This is a genomic window from Streptomyces sp. ATexAB-D23 (assembly GCF_000373645.1).
Classification (GTDB): Bacteria; Actinomycetota; Actinomycetes; order Streptomycetales; family Streptomycetaceae; genus Streptomyces; species Streptomyces castrisilvae.
In genome coordinates, this window is record NZ_KB892085.1 from 1 (window position 1) to 1273 (window position 1273).

The 1273-nt window shown below is 69.3% G+C and carries 2 protein-coding genes; both read right to left on the bottom strand.

Going from position 1 to position 1273, the window contains the following annotated elements; genetic code table 11:
- Positions 1–398 (bottom strand): beta-ketoacyl synthase N-terminal-like domain-containing protein (locus B082_RS0134095; protein ID WP_018556256.1); only part of this gene is annotated, 398 nt, incomplete at its 3' end.
- A gap of 5 nt (positions 399–403) precedes the next feature.
- Positions 404–1273, bottom strand: an 870-nt coding sequence (locus tag B082_RS40485; protein ID WP_158688928.1) for a phosphopantetheine-binding protein, incomplete at its 5' end; no start/stop codon positions are given.

Genomic DNA, 1273 nt, shown 5'->3' on the forward strand with positions numbered 1-1273 from the left:
CCCTTCAGCGAGTACGGGGCGATGCCCGACCGCTCCAGCGACTCCCACACGACCTCCAGCAGCAGCCGCTGCTGCGGGTCCATGGCAAGCGCCTCACGCGGCGAGATCCCGAACAGGCCGGCATCGAAATCCGCCACGCCCCCGACGAACCCGCCGACGCCCTGGTGACCGTCCCAGCCCCGGTCCGGGGGGAACGCCTCCAGCGCGTCGGTGCCGTCCGCCACCAGCCGCCAGAGCTCCTCCGGCGAGTTCACCCCGCCCGGGAAGCGGCAGCCCATACCGACCACGACCACGGGTTCGGTACCGGCGGATTCCACGCTGTGAAGGCGCTGCTTGGTCTCGTGAAGCTCAAGCGTGACCTTCTTCAAGTACCCGAGAAGCTTGTCCTCGTTACTCATCAAGCTCACCGCTTCCCGATCTCATGATCGATAAGAGCAAAAATGTCGTCGGACGTAGCGGCTTCGATCTTCGCCGAGATGTCCACGGCGCTCGTATCGGATGGCGCACCGTCCAGTCGTTTCATCAGTTGTTGCAGGCGCGTCGCGATCCTGAGCCGTGCGTACTCAGGGGCGGGCAGAGCCAGCAGGGCGGCCTCGATCCGGTCCAGTTCAGCTGCTATGTCCCGGATCTCGTCGCCCGACTCCCCACCCAGCTCGCCGAGCAGGAACTCGGTCAGGGCCAGGGTGGTCGGGTGGTCGAAGGCCAGCGTCGAGGGGAGCTTGAGACCGGTCTCGGCGGTGAGGGCGTTGCGCAGTTCGACGGCGGTCAGGGAGTCGAAGCCCAGGTCACGGAAGGCCTTCGACACCTCCACGGCCGCCGGNTCGGCGAACCCGAGCACGGCCGCTACCTGCCCGCGCACCACATCCATCACCAGCGAACGCCGGGCCACGTCCGACAGCCCGGCCAGCCGCTCGCCCAGTCCCCCGGCGTCCGCTGCCGGACGTTCCGCCCGACGCGGCGCGACCTCGTCCCAGAGACGGTTCGCGCGCAGGGCCGTCACGGACGATACGAACCGTTCCCAGTCCATGTCGGCCACGGCGAAGCAGCCTTCCGCCGAGCCCAGGATGTCGAGTGCGGTGTCGGGGTCGAGCGGTCGTACGCCGCCACGGTCCATCCGGGCCAGGACGGTGGCGTCGTCCGCCATCCCGCCTTCCGCCCACGGCCCCCACCCGATCGAGGAACCGGCCAGACCCTGCGCACGCCGGTACTCCACCAACCCGTCCAGCGCCGCATTCGCCGCCGCGTACGCACCCTGCCCCGCACCACCCCACAC